We start from the raw sequence: 16,487 nt of genomic DNA, 5'->3' as shown, positions 1-16,487 counted from the left end.
GCGTGTCTTGGACCAGTACGACGTCGTCATCGTCGGCGGGGGCCACAACGGTCTCGTCGCCGCCGCCTACCTCGCCCGCGCGGGCCGCACCGTCACCGTCCTGGAGCGCCTCGGCACGACGGGCGGCGCCGCCGTCTCCACCCGCCCGTTCACCGGCGTGGACGCCCGCCTCTCCCGCTACTCCTACCTCGTCAGCCTCCTGCCGAAGAAGATCGTGGCCGACCTCGGGCTCGACTTCGCCGTGCGGCAGCGCACCGTCTCCTCGTACACGCCGACCGTCCGCGGCGGCCGTCCCACCGGGCTCCTGGTCGGCGGCGGCCAGGACCGTACGCGCGAGGCGTTCGCCCGCCTCACGGGCGGCGAGCGCGAGTACGAGGCGTGGACCGGGTTCTACGAGACGACCCGGCACGTCGCCGAACGCGTCTTCCCCACGCTCACCGAACCGCTGCCGAGCCGTGCCGCCCTGCGCGAGCGCGTCGGGGACGACGCGGCGTGGCGGCTGCTCTTCGAGGAGCCCATCGGCGTCGGCATCGAGGAGCGCTTCACGGACGATCTGGTGCGCGGCGTCGTCCTCACGGACGCGCTGATCGGCACGTTCGCCGACGCCCACGACCCGGCGCTCGCCCAGAACCGCTGCTTCCTCTACCACGTGATCGGCAACGGCACCGGCGACTGGGACGTGCCCGTCGGCGGCATGGGCGCGCTCACCGGCGCCCTCGCCGCGACGGCCCGCGCGGCGGGCGCCCGCCTCGTCACCGGCCACGAGGTGACCCGGATCGAGACGGACGGGCGGCGCGCCGAGGTGACGTACAGGACGGCGGACGGGGAGCGGGAGGGCACGATCGCCGCCTCCCACGTCCTCGTCAACGCCTCCCCGCAGGACCTCGCCCGCCTCCTCGGCACCGCCCCGCCCGCCCCCGCCGAAGGCGCCCAGCTCAAGGTGAACATGCTGCTCAAGCGGCTGCCGAGGCTGAAGGACACCTCCGTCGACCCGCGCGAGGCGTTCGCCGGGACGTTCCACATCGCCGAGGGGTACGAGGAGCTGGCGACGGCGTACGCGGAGGCGGCGGCCGGGGCGCTGCCGTCCGCGCCGCCCTCGGAGATCTACTGCCACTCCCTGACGGACCCGACGATCCTCGGCCCCGACCTCGCCGCGCGCGGCTACCAGACCCTCACGCTCTTCGGCCTGCACACCCCCGCGCGGCTGTTCACCGAGGACAACGACGCGGCCCGCGCCGACCTCCTGAAGGCGACCCTGGCCCAGCTCGACGCCCACCTCGCCGAACCGCTCGCCGACTGCCTCGCCGAGGACGCCGAGGGCCGCCCCTGCATCGAGGCGAAGACCCCGCTCGACCTGGAACGCGACCTGCGCCTGCCCGGCGGCCACATCTTCCACGGCGCCCTGTCCTTCCCGTACGCGGAGGGGAGGAGGACGGTGCGGGTGGTGCGGGCCGGTGGGGCGTGGAGACCGAGTACGCCAACGTGCTGCTGTGCGGCGCGGGCGCGGTGCGCGGCGGCGGGGTCAGCGGCATCCCCGGGCACAACGCCGCGATGGCGGTGCTCGGCCGCTGACCCCGTTCTCCGTTCGGAGCTAGTCCTTGGAGGCCGTCCAGCCGACCGCCTCGATCCGGGAGGAGTCGGCCGGGCGCGCCTCGTCGAAGGCGACCGCCCGGCGGCCGTCGGTGACCCGTACGCCGTCCACGTACACCCCGCGCCCCACGTAGAGCTGGTCCGTCGTGTACCGCCAGCGCACGCGTGTGGACGCGGAGGCGAAGCCGCCGAGGTCCGCGGTGAGGCGGTGCCAGGCGCGGCCCGACCAGCCGTCGGCCGTGCCGGCCGGGTGGGTGCCGTCCTGGTCGGTGTCGTTCCGGTCCGTGGTGAAGGGGAGCGGCTTCCAGGAGGCGCCGCCGTCGGTGGAGACCTCCAGGAAGAGGAGGTCGGAGCGCGGTTCCGTGTCCCACCACAGGGAGCAGGTCAGGCGGGCGTCGGAGGAGGTGAGGCGCAGGTCGGGGAGGGTGAGGGTGGCGGTGGCCGCGCTCGTCATCCCGGAGAACCAGGCGGTGCGGCCGTGCGCGGGACGTACGGCGACGGCGCGCGCCATGTTGTTGCCCGCGGCGACCCGGGGTGCGGAGCCGGACCGCCAGGTACGCACGGGGTGCACGGAGTTGCCGAGCACGATGAGGAACGAGTCGGTCGTCGGGTCGAGGACGATCGAGGTGCCGGTGAACCCGGTGTGCCCCGCGGTGCGCGGGGTCGCCATCGCGCCCATGTACCAGTGCTGGTAGAGCTCGAAGCCGAGGCCGTGCTCGTCGCCGGGGAAGGCCGTGTTGAAGTCGGTGAACATCAGCTCCACCGACTTCTCGGAGAGGATGCGGGCGCTGCCGTAGACGCCTCCGTTGAGGAGCGTGCGGCCGAGGATCGCGAGGTCCCAGGCGCTGGAGAACACGCCCGCGTGGCCCGCGACGCCGCCGAGCCCGAACGCGTTCTCGTCGTGCACCTCACCCCACACCAGGCCGCGGTCGAGCCCCGACCAGGGCGCCCGCGCGTCCTCCGTCGCGGCGATCCGCGGCTTCCAGGAGGCGGGCGGGTTGTAGCGGGTGCGGTCCATGCCGAGCGGCCGGGTGATCCGCTCGCGCAGCAGGACGTCGAGCGTCTTGCCGGTGAGCTTCTCCAGGACGAGCTGGAGCGAGATGAGGTTGAGGTCGGAGTAGAGGTAGACGGCGCCGGGCGGGTTGAGCGGCGCCTCGTTCCAGATGAGGCGGAGCTGTCCCTCGCGCGTGGGCTCCTTGTAGAGCGGGATCCAGGACCGGAACCCGGAGGTGTGCGTGAGGAGCTGCCGTACGGTGACGTCCTGCTTGCCCGCGCCCGCGAACTCCGGGAGGTAGGCGGCGACCTTCCCCTCGAGCTCCAGGTGGCCGCGCTCGATCTCCTGCACGGCGAGGATCGACGTGAACAGCTTCGACACCGAGGCCAGGTCGAAGACGGTGTCCTCGGCCATGTCGATCTGCTGCTCGGCGGGGAGTTCGACGCCGGTGTCGGTCGCGTCGTCGTAGTGCGAGTAGCGGACCGCCTTGCCGATGGGCTGGTGCAGCGCCACCGTGCCGCCGCGCCCCGCCAGCAGTACGGCGCCCGCGTACCAGGGGTGCTTGGGGGAGGGGCCGAGGAACTTCTCGGCGTCGGCGACCAGTTGCCGCAGGTGGCCCGCGAGCAGGCCCGCGCGTTCGGGGGAGCCGTGGCGCAGGGTGGGGCGCGGCTTCTTCCCGGTGGCGGCGGCGGTGGCGGTGGCGGCCGCAGCGGGCCCCGCGGGGAAGGGGGCGAGGGCCAGGGCGCCGCCCAACGCGAATCCGGCCGCGCCCAGTTGGCGCCGGGTGAGGCCGCTCCGCGATCTGTCCCGGTCCGGTGCGTTCATGAGCAGCCTCCTGAAAGTATCTTTCGGGATCTCCTTGGACGGGTGAAACTTTCATGTCAGTCATGCCTCGTGTCAACCACCGTGAACCGCGTACGCGGTGCGTACTCGGCTCCCGTGGAATCTGACGCTGTATCAGAAAAGGTCTTCCGTCGTCCGGTCCGCTGCGGCATCCTGCGCGCATGCAGACGGAGCTGAGCAACAGACTGGGCATCGAGCACGCCGTCTTCGGCTTCACCCCGTTCCCCGCGGTGGCCGCCGCCATCAGCAGGGCCGGCGGGTTCGGCGTGCTCGGCGCGGTCCGCTACACGGCCCCCGACGAACTCGCCCGCGACCTCGACTGGCTGCACGCGCACGCCGACGGGCGGCCGTACGGGCTCGACGTCGTCATGCCCGCGAAGAAGGTCGAGGGGGTCACCGAGGCGGACGTCGAGGCGATGATCCCCGAGGGGCACCGGCAGTTCGTCCGGGACACCCTCGCCAAGCACGGCGTGCCGGAGCTCGCCGAGGGGGAGGCGTCCGGGTGGCGGATCACCGGGTGGATGGAGCAGGTCGCGCGCGGCCAGCTCGATGTCGCCTTCGACTATCCGATCAAGCTCCTCGCCAACGCGCTCGGGTCGCCCCCGGCGGACGTCATCGCCCGCGCGCACGCGCACGACGTGCTCGTCGCCGCGCTGGCGGGCAGCGCGCGCCATGCCCGTAAGCATGCTGCCGCCGGGATCGACATCGTCGTGGCCCAGGGGTACGAGGCCGGGGGCCATACCGGGGAGATCGCCTCCATGGTGCTGACGCCCGAGGCGGTCGAGGCGGTCGCGCCGTTGCCGGTGCTTGCCGCGGGGGGTATCGGGAGCGGGCAGCAGGCCGCGGCGGCGTTTGCGCTGGGGGCGCAGGGGGTGTGGCTCGGGTCGGTGTGGCTGACGACCACTGAGGCGGAGCTGACGTCGCCGGCCCTCGCCCGGAAGCTGCTCGCCGCGGGCTCCGGCGACACGGTGCGCTCGCGCGCGCTCACTGGGAAGCCTGCGCGGCAGTTGCGCACGGAGTGGACGGACGCGTGGGACGGCCCTGACGGGCCCGGGGCCCTGCCGATGCCTTTGCAGGGCTTGCTTGTTGCCGAGGCGGTGTCCCGGATCCAGAAGTACGAGGTCGAACCGCTGCTCGGCACGCCGGTCGGTCAGATAGTGGGGCGGATGAATTCGGAGCGCCCTGTCCAAGCCGTCTTCGACGACCTGACCCGGGGCTTCGAGGAGGCGATCACCCGCCTGAACCGGATCGCCGGATCGCCGTAGGGGCCACGGCCGTGGGCGAGTACGACGCCGTGGTGGCTGGCCGCGCAGTTCCCCGCGCCCCTGAAATGCGCACTGCGTGCGCCATTTCAGGGGCGCGGGGCGGGGAGGCGCGGCGCAGCCGCAGGCCTTCAGGGGCGCGGGGAACTGCGCGACCAGCCACGACGCGGCCCGCACCCGGCATCGAGACACCTCCCGGCAGACGGGATGCCGCCCGCCCGCAAAAGCGCCCCGCAAAAGCGCTCCGCACTCCGCAGAGAGGAACCCCGATGCCCGACCCCACAAACCCCCGAACGGATTCTGGGCCCAAGCCACCGCTGACCCCGGGCGCCCCGTCCTCACCACCCGGGCGCCGAAACCTGGTCCGCAGGACGCCTGCACGCCGCCGCAACGCGATGGTGCACGGGTTGCGCCGAGCCGGGCTCAAAAGGGCGACGTGTTCGCCGTCGTGCTCCCGAACGGCGTCGAGTTCTTCACCGCCTACCCGCTCCAGGCCCAGGCGAGCCCCACCCACTCGTAGCCCGGAGATCGCCTGGATAGTGGCCGACAGCGGAGCGAAGGCGCTGATCGCGCACGACCGCTTCGCCGAGCAGGCACGCGCCGCCGCCGACGAGGCCGGCCTCCCCCCGACCCACCGCTACTCCGTCGGAGACCACCGCATCGACACCTTCCGCCCCTACGCCGAACTCCTCGCAGGCCAGCCCGAGTCACCCCCGGAGGACCGCACCCTCGGCTGGGTCATGAACTACACCTCCGGAACGACGGGCCGCCCGCGCGGCATCCGCCGCCCCTTGCAGAACAAGCTCCCCGAGGAGGCCTACCTCGGCGGTTTCCTCGGCATCTTCGGGATCAAGCCGTTCGACGGCAACGTGCACCTGGTGTGCTCGCCGCTCTACCACACGGCGGTGCTCCAGTTCGCGGGCGCGGCGCTGAACATCGGGCATCCGGTCGTCCTCATGGACAAGTGGACCCCGGAGGGGATGCTCAGCGCCATCGACACGTATCGCTGCACGCACACCCACATGGTCCCGACCCAGTTCCACCGCCTCCTCGCGCTGCCGCAGCAGGTGAAGGACGCGTACGACGTGACGTCCATGCGGCACGCCATCCACGGCGCCGCCCCCTGCCCCGACCACGTCAAACGCGCGATGATCGACTGGTGGGGCACCTGTGTCGAGGAGTACTACGCGGCCAGCGAGGGCGGCGGCACCTTCGCGACCGCCGAGGAGTGGCTGAAGAAGCCCGGGACGGTCGGCAAGGCGTGGCCCATCAGTGAGCTGGCCGTCTTCGACGACGACGGCAACCGGCTGCCCGCGGGGCAGCTCGGCACCGTGTACATGCAGATGAAGACCGGCGGATTCGCGTACCACAAGGACGAGGGGAAGACGAAGAAGAACCGCATCGGAGACTTCTTCACCGTCGGCGACCTCGGCGTGCTCGACGAGGACGGCTATCTGTTCCTCCGCGACCGGAAGATCGACATGATCATCTCCGGGGGTGTGAACATCTACCCCGCCGAGATCGAGTCCGTGCTCCTGACCCACCCCGCCGTCGCCGACGCGGCCGCGTTCGGCATCCCGCACGACGACTGGGGCGAGGAGGTCAAGGCGGTCGTCGAGGTCGCCGAGGGCCACACGGCCGACGACGCCCTCGCCGCCGGCATCCTCGCCCACTGCGAGACGCGGCTCGCGGGTTACAAGCGGCCCAAGAGCGTCGACTTCGTCGGGACGATGCCCCGCGACCCCAACGGCAAGCTGTACAAACGGCGGCTGCGGGACCCGTACTGGGAAGGACGGGCCCCGCACCCCCGTCACGTGACGGACGGCCGTCAGCCGTCGTGACGGAAGGCCGTCAGCCGTCGTGACCGACGGCCGTCAGCCGCGCACCCGCACCACCTTCAGCGCGGGCGAGCGCAGAATGTCCCGCTCGCAGAACCGCTCCGTGACCCATCCCTTCCGCGCGTACAGGTGCGTCTGGTCGCTGTAGTGCGGCGAGTTCGGGTTCGAGGACTGGGAGTACGTGAGCAACGTACGGGCCACCGGGCAGCGTCCGCCGTCCCAGCCCACCGCCTGGATGTAGCTGGAGCCGTGCGCCACCTCCGTGTAGCCGCCGCCCGCAGGGTTCCAGACCGGCTCGACCTTGTTCCACACGCCGAGCGACTCCGTACCGCCGTGCACCGGGATCCGTTCGCCGCCGCGCACCACGAACTGGTTCTCGCCGAGTCTCGCGTCCAGCGCGATGCCCGCGTTCCGCAGTTCGGCCACGGCGTCGGCGAGCGCGGTCGCGAAACCGGGCTGTGCGGTGTAGAGCGTGTTCGGCGTGCGCACCGGGTCGGCGGCCGAGAACGGCACCTTCCACAGCTTGTCGGCCGGGACCGCCGCTGTCAGCTTCCGCCAGAACCGGTCGAAGAGCAGCGCGCCCCGGCTGCCGGTGTCCATGGTGCGGTCCCAGCGGGCGAGGACCGAGCACGCCCGTGACACGTCGACGGACGTGCCGTCACCCGCCGTCGCCCTGCCGCCCGGCAACGCCGCGCACGCCTTCGCCGTGTCCGCCGCCGCCAGGTCACCGGCCGGCACCCGGTCGGCGAACTGCTGCCGCTGAAGGTCCGCGACGCGCAGGCCGCCCTTGCCGGCCATCGCCGCCACGTCCTCGACCGCGCCGCGCGTCCGCAGGGAGCGCTGCGTGCCGACCGTGCCGAAGATCCGCTCGTACCCGGTCAGCGGCCGGTCCGCGTTGGCCAGCCAGGCGCTGTCGTTGGAGTTCTCCGCGTACGGCGCGTCCTTCAGGACCGGCATCCTCGACGGGCCGAAGATCCCGGGCTGCACCGCGTCCTTGTCCCGGCCGAGCGCGCAGTCGCCGCGCGAGCCGTCGAGCACCGCGACGCCCGACGCCGGGTACGTGGCCTTGCCGAGCGGCGTCGAGCAGCGCGCCGCCAGATCGTCCGTGACGCGCGGCAGGACCTGGGACTGGGTGAAGAGGGAGTGGCCCTGGGAGTCGGCGGCGATCGTGTTCACCCACGGGATGCCCTGGGTGCGGCGCAGCGCCCGCAGCACATCCTCCGTCGAGCGCGCCTTGCTGAAGCCGAGCGCGGTGTCGGAGGCCCGCATGTTCGCCGCGTTGGGGTCGTTGAGCGCGTACGCGGTCGTGGTCGTCCAGGGCAGCGGCAGTTGCGCGCCGAGCGAGGTGACGACGGGGCCGTACCGGGTCCACCACTGCGTGCGGGTCACGTCCGCGCCGCCCTGCACGGGGACCGTCACGCGCCGCTGCACCATCCTCTCCCGCTTGCCGTCGACCACGTACGCGGTCGGGTCGGACGGGTCGAGGGTCAGCTGGTGCAGGTTGAGGGTGACGCCGGTCGCGACCGTGTGGCTCCACGCGACCCGGGAGTTGTGCCCGATGGAGATGGTCGTGGTGCCGAGCAGCGAGCCGCCCATGACGTCCAGTTCGCCCGGGATCGTCTGCTGCGACTGCCAGAAGCGGCGGCCTCCCTGCCAGGGGTAGTGCGGGTTGCCGAGCAGCAGCCCGCGCCCGTTCGCGGTGGCGTCCCCGCTGAAGGCGACCGCGTTCGACCCCATGTCGGAGTCGGCCTGCGAGAACAACTCGCGTGCCGAGGCCGCCAGTTGCTCCGTCGAAGGCGCCGCTTTCCGCTGCGTACCGGCTGTACCGGCTGTACCGGCTGTACCGGCTGTACCGGCTGTACCGGCTGTACCGGCTGTGCCGGCTGTGCCGGCTGTCGGGGGCTGTGCCGCCGTGATCCCGTCGACCCCGCGCCCCTGCCCGCCGAGCACCGATATCGCGAACCCGCGCGCCGCCACGTCCAGCGTCGTCACCGGCTTCACCCAGGCCGCGCCCTTGCACGCCGGGTCGGTGATCCGGTTCTGCTTCAGCCACGCGTTGTACCCGGCGGCCCAGCCGCGCATCGCGTCCTCGACGTCCTTGCTGGGCCCGGCCGGGGCGGGCGTGGCGAGCAGTTTCTCCACCGTGCGCGTGTCGCGTACGCCGCGGAAGTACAGGTCGCTCGCGAGGTTCCTGGTCGCCGAGGAGAGCGAGCCGTCGGGCGCCGCGTCCGGGCCGAACCAGCGCGAGCGCTCGCCCCGTACGGTCAGGAACCCGTCGGCGAGCGTGCACACCTGGTCCGCGGCCTGCGCCCAGCCCGTGCCGAAGCCCAGGTCCGCGTAGTCCTCGGCGACGATGTGCGGAATGCCGTACTCGGTGTAGCGGATGGTGGCGGAGAGGCCGCCGCCGTGCGGGCGCTCGGCCCGGTCGGCCCGGTCGGCGGCGGCCGACGGCAGCGCGGCCGTGGTGACGAACGCGGTCAGCAGGGCGATCCCGGCGACCGTGCGGCGCCGTGGTCTCGGACGGATGCGCATCGTGCTCCCAACTGCTGGTGCGGGCAGGAGCGGCTGAGCGTACCAATCGGTATGTCGGCTGCCGAGGGGTCTGCGCACCCGGGCCGCACACGCCGTGCACGCGTCTTGACCCGGCCGTCCCGGGCGCAGAGGATCACGCCATGACGAGGTCACCGGCGTCCGCAGCGGCAGTCAGCACCGTCGACGGAGTGCTGCGGCGCAGCGCCCGCCGCACCCCGGCGCGGGTCGCCCTGCGCTACGGGCCGCGCTCATGGACGTACGAGGAGCTCGACGACGCGGTCTCGCGCGCGGCCGGTGTGCTGCGCGGCCTGGACCTCGCGCCCGGCGACCGGGTCGGTGCCTACGGGCACAACTCCGACGCCTACCTCATCGGGTTCCTGGCCTGCGCCCGCGCGGGCCTCGTGCACGTCCCCGTCAACCAGAACCTGACCGGCGACGACCTCGCCTACATCGTCGAGCAGTCCGGCAGCGCGCTCGTCCTCACCGACCCCGGCCTCGCGGACCGGCTGCCGGACGGCGTACGGACGCTGGCGCTGCGCGACGCGGACGAGTCGCTGCTCGCGCGGCTCGCGGGCGCCGCGCCCCACGACGGCGAGCAGCCCGGCGCCGACGACCTCGTCCAGCTCCTCTACACCTCCGGGACCACCGCCCTGCCGAAGGGCGCCCGCATGTCGCACCGGGCCCTCGTCCACGAGTACGTCAGCGCGATCCACGCGCTCGACCTCAAGGACACGGACCGGCCGGTCCATTCGCTGCCGCTGTACCACTCGGCGCAGATGCACGTCTTCCTCCTGCCGTACCTCGCCGTCGGCGCGACCAGCACGCTCCTCGACGCGCCCGACGCGGCCCGCATCTTCGACCTCGTCGAGGCGGGCGAGGCCGACAGTCTCTTCGCGCCGCCCACCGTGTGGATCGGGCTGTCGCAGCATCCGGAGTTCGCGTCCCGCGACCTCGGGGGGCTGCGCAAGGCGTACTACGGCGCGTCGATCATGCCGGTGCCCGTCCTCGAACGGCTCCGCGAGCGCCTTCCCGGCCTCGCCTTCTACAACTGCTTCGGGCAGAGCGAGATCGGCCCGCTCGCGACCGTGCTCGGACCCGACGAGCACGAGGGGCGGATGGACTCGTGCGGGCGGCCCGTCCTGTTCGTCGAGGCGAAGATCGTCGACGAGGACGGCAAGGACGTGCCCGACGGGACACCCGGCGAGGTCGTCTACCGCTCCCCGCAACTGTGCGACGGCTACTGGGACAAGCCCGAGGAGACGGCGCACGCCTTCAGGGACGGCTGGTTCCGCTCCGGTGACCTGGCGGTGCGCGACAGCGCGGGGTATTTCACCGTCGTGGACCGTGTGAAGGACGTCATCAACTCCGGGGGCGTGCTCGTGGCCTCCCGGCAGGTCGAGGACGCGCTCTACACGCACCCCGCCGTCGCCGAGGCGGCGGTGATCGGGCTGCCGGACGAGCGGTGGATCGAGGCGGTGACGGCGGTCGTCGTCCGCGCCCAGGAGGTGACGGAGGCGGAACTCCTCGCCCACGCGCGCGAGAAGCTCGCCCACTTCAAGGCGCCCAAGCGGATCGTCTTCGTGGACGAACTGCCGCGCAACGCGAGCGGCAAGATCCTCAAGCGGGAGCTGCGGGAGGCGCTGTAGGGGGCCGTCAGCGGTTCCGGAGGTCCACGATCCGCTTGATCTTGCCGACCGAGCGTTCAAGCGTCTCCGGGTCGACGATCTCGACGGCCACGCTCACCCCGGCCCCGTCCTTCATCCGCGCGGCGATGGCCCGCGCCGCCGCCTCCCGCTCGTCGGGCGTCGCGTCGGGCCTGGCCTCCGCGCGGACCGTCAGCGCGTCCATCCGGCCCTCCCGGGTGAGCCGGAGCTGGAAGTGCGGCGCCACGCCCGGGGTGCGCAGCACGATCTCCTCGACCTGCGTCGGGAACAGGTTCACCCCGCGCAGGATCACCATGTCGTCGCTGCGCCCGGTGATCTTCTCCATGCGGCGGAACGCGGGCCGCGCCGTCCCCGGAAGGAGTCGCGTCAGATCCCGCGTCCGGTAGCGGATCACCGGCATGGCCTGCTTGGTGAGGGAGGTGAAGACCAGCTCGCCCTCTTCCCCGTCGGGCAGCGCCTCGCCCGTGATCGGGTCGACGATCTCCGGGTAGAAGTGGTCCTCCCAGATGTGCAGCCCGTCCTTCGTCTCGACGCACTCCTGCGCGACGCCGGGCCCGACGACCTCGGAGAGCCCGTATATGTCGACGGCGTCGATCCCGCACCGCTCCTCGATCTCGCGCCGCATCTCCTCGGTCCACGGCTCCGCGCCGAAGACCCCGGTCCGCAAGGACGTGGAGCGCGGATCGACGCCTTGGCGCTCGAACTCGTCGAGGAGGGTCAGCATGTACGACGGCGTCACCATGATGATCTCCGGCTCCAGATCTTGGATGAGCCGGACCTGGCGGGCGGTCATGCCGCCGGACGCCGGGATGACGGTGCAGCCGAGCCGCTCCGCGCCGTAGTGCGCGCCGAGCCCGCCCGTGAACAGGCCGTACCCGTACGCCACATGCACCTTGTGGCCCGGCCTGCCGCCCGCGGCGCGGATCGCGCGCGCCACCATGTCGGCCCACATCGACAGATCGTCCTCGGTGTACCCGACGACCGTCGGCTGCCCGGTCGTCCCGCTCGACGCGTGCAGCCGCCGCACCTCGGACCGCTCGACGGCGAACATCCCGAACGGGTAGTTGTCCCGCAGGTCCGCCTTGGTCGTGAGCGGGAAACGGGCCAGATCGGCGAGCGAGCCGCAGTCCTCGGGGCGCACGCCCGCCTTGTCGAAGGCCTCCCGGTAGAACGGCACCCGTGCGTACACCCGGCCGAGCGTCGCGCGCAGCCGCTCCAGCTGGAGCGCCCGCAGTTCGTCCGCGCCCAGGCGCTCGCCCTCGTCCCACCATCGCGTCGTCGTCGACGTCATCGACCGCACTCCCGCACTCGCACCGACCGATCATTCGGTTGACCTGGACGCCAGTAATTCAAGGCCGGGGGCCTCCCGTCAAGGGATGCGTCATTGCCGCTGCCGCCGCCCGGCTGTGATGATCACGTCATGTTCACGTTCACCGCGCCGGACGGCACCGAACTGGCCTGCCACGTACGAGGCTCGGGCCCGCCCCTCATCTGTGTGCCCGGCGGCCCGATGCGCGCCTCCGAGTACCTCGGCGATCTCGGCGGCCTCACCGCCCACCGCACCCTGTACCTCCTCGACCTGCGCGGCACCGGCGACTCCGCGGTCCCGGCCGACGAGTCCACGTACCGCTGCGACCGGCAGGTCGCCGACGTCGAGGCGCTCCGCGCCCACCTCAACCTCGACCGCGTGGACGTCCTCGCCCACTCGGCGGGCTGCAACCTCGCCGTCCTGCACGCCGCCCGCCACCCCGAACGGATCGCCCGGCTCGTCCTGGTCACCTCCGCGCAATGGGCGCTCGGGCTGCGCGCCACCCCGGACGACCGCCGCGCGGCGGCACAACTCCGCCGCCACGAACCCTGGTTCGAAGCCGCCCACGCCGAGTACGAGAAGTTCCTCGCCGGGCAGAACGACGCCGACTACTCCCTCTACGACGCCTTCTTCTACGGCCGCTGGGACGAGCGCGCCCGCGCCCACGCGGCCCGCACCGACGCCCAGACCAACGAACGCGCCGAGGCCCGCTACGCCGCCGAGGGCGCCTACGACCCGCCCGCGACCCGCGCCGCCCTCTCCCGCCTCCACGCCCCGGTGCTGCTGCTCGCGGGCGAACTGGACGGCGGCCCGCGCCCCGACCTCGTCCACCGCGCCGCCAAGTGCTACCCGCGAGGACGGGTCGAGGTGCAGCCCGGCGCGGCGCACTACCCCTGGCTGGACGACGCGGAGTTCTTCGTGGCGCGGGTGGCGGAGTTCCTGGCGGCTTAGGGCCGCACCGACAGGACGTACGGGGTGGTCGTCCCCAGCGCCACGAAGCCGAGGCGCTCCAGGATGGGCCGGCTGTACGACGTGGCGTCGACCTGCACGTACGCGTATCCGCGCGCGGCGGCGATGCGCGCACGGAACGCCACCAGCGCCCGGTAGACGCCACGCCCGCGCCACTCGGGCACGGTGCCGCCGCCCCAGAGGCTCGCGAAGTCCGTGCCCGCGTTCAGTTCGAGCCGTGCCGCGCTGACCGGCTCGGTGCCGTGCAGCGCGACCACGGCGGGCACCGTCCCCGGATCGTGCGCGAGCTGCCGGCGCACCTGGTGCCCGATCGAGGAGCGGCCACCGTCGAACGCCCGCGCGTGCACCCGCTCGACCAGTTCGACATGGGCCTCCTCGGTGACCGGCAGCAGCTCGATCCCCTCGGGCGGTGCGGCATCGAGCGCGAGCCCCGCCGTCTCCGCCACGAGCAGCGTCTCGGTCTCCTCGGCCACGAACCCGGCGGCGACCAGCCGTGCGCCCAGATCGCCGGGCAGGTCATGCCCGTACGCCTTCCACTCCGCCTCGACGCGCAGGTGGCGGAAGAAGGCGGCCTGCTCGGCGATCGCGGCATCGGCGCTGTTCGCGTCGAGGTCGGACCACAGCACCCCGTTCCAGGCGTCGCCGGGCCCGGCCTGCCGCACGACGTTCCCCACCCGCTCGACCCGTGTGCCGGGGTCGTCGGGCCGCGCGTCGCGCCGCAGCTGCCGGTCGAAGAGGGAGAGCACCGCTTCCTGGTCCATCCGGCCACTTCAGCAGCGGCCCCGGCGCCCGGCAACCGGATTAGCGGGCCGCGTCGGCGGCGACCGCGCGGGCCCAGCGGTAGTCCGCCTTGCCGCTCGGGAAGCGCTGGATGGTGTCGGTGAGGACCAGCTGGCGGGGGATCTTGTAGCCGGCCAGGTGGGTGCGGCAGTGGGTCTGGAGGGTGTCCAGGGAGAGGGCGGGGGCGCCGGTCCTGAGCTGGACGACGGCGGCGACATGGTTGCCCCACTTCGCGTCGGGGACACCGGCGACCAGCGCGTCGTAGACGTCCGGATGCGACTTGAGCGCCTGCTCGACCTCCTCCGGGTAGACCTTCTCGCCGCCGGTGTTGATGCACTGGGACCCCCGGCCGAGGACGGTGACGATGCCCTCCTCGTCGACCGTCGCCATGTCCCCGAGCAGCACCCAGCGCTCGTCGCCCTTGTGGAAGAAGGTCTCGGCGGTTTTCCCGGGGTCGTTGTAGTACCCGAGCGGCACGTGGCCGCGCTGGGCGATCCGGCCCACCTCTCCGACGGCGACGGGCTCGTACGTCGCCGGATCCACCACCCGCGTACGGGAGTTGACCCGGAGCCGGAAACCCCGGCCCGCGCCGGAGTCGTCCGTCGCCGTGCCGTTGAAGCCGGACTCGGACGAGCCGAAGTTGTTGAGCAGCAGCACGTTCGGCACCAGCGCCTGGAACTGGGCGCGGACCGTGTCCGACATGATCGCGCCCGACGACGAGACGCTGAACAGGGACGAGCAGTCCGTGCCCTTCAGCGGGCCGCTCAGCGCGTCGATGAGCGGGCGCAGCATCGCGTCGCCGACCAGCGACACGCTCGTCACCCGCTCCTTCTCGATCGTGCGGAGCACTTCCTCGGGCACGAACTTGCGGTGGACGACGACGCGCTGCCCGAAGTGGAAGCCGATGAACGCGGTGAGGGTGGAGGTGCCGTGCATCAGCGGTGGCGTGGGGAAGAAGGTGATGCCGGCACCTCCCGCCGCCACCCGCTCGGCCAGCTCCTCGGGGCGCGTGACCGGCTCACCGGTCGGCGCGCCGCCTCCGAGCCCCGAGAAGAACAGGTCCTCCTGGCGCCACATCACACCCTTCGGCATACCGGTGGTGCCGCCGGTGTAGATGATGAACTGGTCGTCCGCCGAACGCGGCCCGAACCCGCGCCCGTCCGACGCGCCCGCCTCCGCCTCGGCGAACCCGACGGCTTCGAGGGGCGGCGCGGCGTCGGACGCCGGGGCGCCCACCCGTATCAGGTGCCGCAGCTTGTCCGTACGGGGCAGGGCCGCGGCCACGCGGTCGGTGAACTCGGCGTCGAAGACGAGGGCGACGAGATCGGCGTCGCGGTAGAGGTAGACCAGCTCCTCCTCCACGTACCGGTAGTTGACGTTGACGGGCACGACCCGGGCCTTGAGGCAGCCGAGCACCGTCTGCAGGTACTCGACGCCGTTGTAGAGGTGCAGGCCGAGGTGTTCGCCGGGGCGCAGGCCGCTGTCGATCAGGTGGTGGGCGACGCGGTTGGCCGCGGCGTCCAGCTCCGCGTAGGTCAGTCTGCGCTCCGCGCCCGTACCGGGGTGGTCGATGTACACGAGGGCCTCGCGGTCCGGCACCACGTCGACGACCGACTCGAACAGGTCGGCAAGGTTGTACTCCACCGCTCCTCCTGACCGTCGCACCGTCTCGGTGGCCGTCATCAGAGCAGAGGAGCGGGGAAGGGGGAAGGGCCCTCGCGCAAGTAATCTGACTGTCTGTCAGAAAACCCTTGAACTGGCTCGCCGCCTCCTGCAACCTGTTCTCGTCTCAGGGAGGTCAGCCATGGACGGGACCGAACATCTCGACGTGCGGCGCGAGGGCGCCACGCTCGTGCTCACGCTCAACCGGCCCGAGGCGAAGAACGCCTTGTCCCTGCCGATGCTCGTCGGCCTGTACGACGGCTGGGTCGCGGCCGACGCGGACGACTCCGTCCGGTCCGTCGTGCTCACCGGGGCGGGCGGGACGTTCTGCGCCGGGATGGACCTCAAAGCGCTGGCCGGCGACGGGATGGCGGGGCAGCAGTACCGGGACCGCCTTGCCGCCGACCCCGACCTGCACTGGAAGGCGATGCTGCGCCATCACCGGCCGCGCAAGCCGGTCATCGCGGCGGTGGAGGGGTACTGCGTGGCGGGCGGTACGGAGATCCTGCAGGGTACGGACATCAGGGTGGCGGGGGAGTCGGCGACCTTCGGGTTGTTCGAGGTGGCGCGGGGACTGTTCCCGATCGGCGGCTCGACGGTACGGCTGCCGCGCCAGATCGCCCGCACCCATGCGCTGGAGATGCTGCTGACGGGGCGCCCCTATCCGGCGCCGGAAGCGGCCGCGATCGGGCTGGTGGGGAGGGTGGTCCCGGACGGCACCGCCCTGGACGCGGCGCTGGAGATCGCCGACCGCGTCAACGCGTGCGGGCCACTGGCCGTGGAGGCGGTGAAGGCGTCCGTGTACGACAACGCGGGGCTGCCGGAGGCGGAGGCGCTCGCCGCGGAGCTGAAGCGCGGGTGGCCGGTCTTCGACACGGCCGATGCGAAGGAGGGGGCGCGGGCTTTCGCGGAGCGGCGCGCTCCGCGATTCCGGCGGGAGTGACGGGCCCGGGGCCACTTCGTCCCGGCCCGGCGCCTGCCCCGCCCGGTCTCGTCGCCGAGTGCGCCTCACGTCGTGGCTGGTCGCGCAGTTCCCCGCGCCCC

General features: G+C 72.5%; 9 protein-coding genes and 2 pseudogenes. 6 read left to right on the top strand and 5 right to left on the bottom strand.

The genetic code is table 11. The features are described 5' to 3' along the window. The first annotated feature begins 7 nt into the window (after positions 1 to 7). A pseudogene (locus N5I75_RS13265) lies at positions 8 to 1,572 on the top strand (phytoene desaturase family protein). A gap of 19 nt (positions 1,573 to 1,591) precedes the next feature. On the opposite strand, the gene N5I75_RS13260 reads toward N5I75_RS13265, so the two are convergent. After that, positions 1,592 to 3,409: a serine hydrolase domain-containing protein gene (locus N5I75_RS13260; protein WP_476677159.1), complete on the bottom strand. Its 1,818-nt coding sequence runs from the start codon at positions 3,407 to 3,409 to the stop codon at positions 1,592 to 1,594. 179 nt (positions 3,410 to 3,588) lie between these two features. Between N5I75_RS13260 and N5I75_RS13255 the strand changes: the two genes are divergently transcribed. Continuing rightward, complete coding sequence (locus tag N5I75_RS13255; RefSeq protein WP_476677157.1) at positions 3,589 to 4,692, top strand: NAD(P)H-dependent flavin oxidoreductase; 1,104 nt, start codon at positions 3,589 to 3,591, stop codon at positions 4,690 to 4,692. 283 nt (positions 4,693 to 4,975) lie between these two features. Then, a pseudogene (locus N5I75_RS13250) lies at positions 4,976 to 6,530 on the top strand (acyl-CoA synthetase); the annotation flags it as partial. Positions 6,531 to 6,563: 33 nt separating this feature from the next. Here N5I75_RS13250 and N5I75_RS13245 read toward each other — a convergent pair. Continuing rightward, entirely contained in the window at positions 6,564 to 9,059 is a 2,496-nt protein-coding gene (locus N5I75_RS13245; RefSeq protein WP_476677155.1) for a penicillin acylase family protein, read from the bottom strand. Between the two features lie 140 nt (positions 9,060 to 9,199). Here N5I75_RS13245 and N5I75_RS13240 point away from each other — a divergent pair, with 140 nt between their 5' ends. After that, on the top strand, positions 9,200 to 10,705 hold the full coding sequence (locus N5I75_RS13240; protein WP_476677153.1) for an acyl-CoA synthetase: 1,506 nt from the start codon (positions 9,200 to 9,202) through the stop codon (positions 10,703 to 10,705). Positions 10,706 to 10,712: 7 nt separating this feature from the next. On the opposite strand, the gene paaK is transcribed toward N5I75_RS13240, so the two are convergent. Beyond that, complete coding sequence (paaK, locus tag N5I75_RS13235; protein WP_476677151.1) at positions 10,713 to 12,014, bottom strand: phenylacetate--CoA ligase PaaK; 1,302 nt, start codon at positions 12,012 to 12,014, stop codon at positions 10,713 to 10,715. A gap of 129 nt (positions 12,015 to 12,143) precedes the next feature. Here paaK and N5I75_RS13230 point away from each other — a divergent pair, with 129 nt between their 5' ends. After that, complete coding sequence (locus N5I75_RS13230) at positions 12,144 to 12,983, top strand: alpha/beta fold hydrolase (RefSeq protein ID WP_476677149.1); 840 nt, start codon at positions 12,144 to 12,146, stop codon at positions 12,981 to 12,983. Here the strand turns inward: N5I75_RS13230 and N5I75_RS13225 are convergent. Then, entirely contained in the window at positions 12,980 to 13,762 is a 783-nt protein-coding gene (locus N5I75_RS13225) for a GNAT family N-acetyltransferase (protein WP_476677148.1), read from the bottom strand. The two genes, N5I75_RS13230 and N5I75_RS13225, sit on opposite strands and share 4 nt — an antisense overlap. Before the next feature lie 40 nt (positions 13,763 to 13,802). After that, positions 13,803 to 15,425, bottom strand: a complete 1,623-nt coding sequence (locus N5I75_RS13220) for an acyl-CoA synthetase (protein ID WP_476677146.1) — start codon at positions 15,423 to 15,425, stop codon at positions 13,803 to 13,805. Between the two features lie 160 nt (positions 15,426 to 15,585). Between N5I75_RS13220 and N5I75_RS13215 the strand changes: the two genes are divergently transcribed. Next, positions 15,586 to 16,386 carry a crotonase/enoyl-CoA hydratase family protein gene (locus N5I75_RS13215; RefSeq protein ID WP_476677144.1) on the top strand — a complete coding sequence of 267 codons (801 nt, stop codon included), beginning with the start codon at positions 15,586 to 15,588 and terminating at the stop codon, positions 16,384 to 16,386. The last annotated feature ends 101 nt before the right edge of the window (positions 16,387 to 16,487 follow it).

This window comes from Streptomyces sp. R818, assembly GCF_056172735.1.
The sequence above is the reverse complement of the archived record's forward strand: the minus strand, read 5'-3'. Positions and strand labels throughout refer to the sequence as shown.

What these genes read in the sequence shown, in the direction of transcription:
- N5I75_RS13230 (WP_476677149.1), top strand. Translation starts at nt 12,144, where the DNA reads ATGTTCACGTTCACCGCGCCGGACGGCACCGAACTGGCCTGCCACGTA.
- N5I75_RS13215 (WP_476677144.1), top strand. Translation starts at nt 15,586, where the DNA reads ATGGACGGGACCGAACATCTCGACGTGCGGCGCGAGGGCGCCACGCTC.
- N5I75_RS13255 (WP_476677157.1), top strand. Translation starts at nt 3,589, where the DNA reads ATGCAGACGGAGCTGAGCAACAGACTGGGCATCGAGCACGCCGTCTTC.
- N5I75_RS13240 (WP_476677153.1), top strand. Translation starts at nt 9,200, where the DNA reads ATGACGAGGTCACCGGCGTCCGCAGCGGCAGTCAGCACCGTCGACGGA.
- paaK (WP_476677151.1), bottom strand. Translation starts at nt 12,014, where the DNA reads ATGACGTCGACGACGACGCGATGGTGGGACGAGGGCGAGCGCCTGGGC.
- N5I75_RS13225 (WP_476677148.1), bottom strand. Translation starts at nt 13,762, where the DNA reads ATGGACCAGGAAGCGGTGCTCTCCCTCTTCGACCGGCAGCTGCGGCGC.
- N5I75_RS13260 (WP_476677159.1), bottom strand. Translation starts at nt 3,409, where the DNA reads ATGAACGCACCGGACCGGGACAGATCGCGGAGCGGCCTCACCCGGCGC.
- N5I75_RS13245 (WP_476677155.1), bottom strand. Translation starts at nt 9,059, where the DNA reads ATGCGCATCCGTCCGAGACCACGGCGCCGCACGGTCGCCGGGATCGCC.